Source organism: Aquabacterium sp. A08 (genome assembly GCF_011742065.1).
This window is the reverse complement of sequence record NZ_JAAQQT010000368.1, coordinates 1-423: the sequence shown is the minus strand read 5'-3', so window position 1 is coordinate 423 and position 423 is coordinate 1. Positions and strand designations below refer to the sequence as shown.

The 423-nt window shown below is 66.4% G+C and carries 1 protein-coding gene and 1 pseudogene; both read right to left on the bottom strand.

Going from position 1 to position 423, the window contains the following annotated elements:
* On the bottom strand, positions 1-314 hold a 314-nt coding region (locus tag HA630_RS02085), incomplete at its 3' end, for a DsbA family protein (protein WP_208299920.1).
* Between the two features lie 14 nt (positions 315-328).
* A pseudogene (locus HA630_RS23050) lies at positions 329-423 on the bottom strand (cell division topological specificity factor MinE); the annotation flags it as partial.

Genomic DNA, 423 nt, shown 5'->3' with positions numbered 1-423 from the left:
GCGTTGAAGGTGTTGTAGATGCGGCCCCGACCCTCGGGGTGGAAGGTGAAGCCCACCGCCGCCCCGCGCTCGACCAGGGTCTGGCGGATCTGCGCTTGCTGTTCGGGGGTGGAGCCGTACTTTTCGGTCAGGTGTTCCCCAACGTCCTGGCCGCCCGGGCCCATGGCCGGGTTCAGCTCAAAGGGATGGACCCGGACCAGGGCCACCACCTCGGGGTGCAGGCGCTCCAGCGCCAGCGCCAGGGACGACAGGCCCACGGCGCACCAGGGACAGGAAATGTCCGAGACGAAATCGATCTGCACGGTCTGGGTCATGGCCTGGGCTGGGCTCAGCGGGCGTCCGGCAACTCGATTTTCACTTCCAGCACTTCCAGGTTGTCCTGGCGTTCGAGCTGGACCTTGATGTCGTCCGGGTTGATGCGCA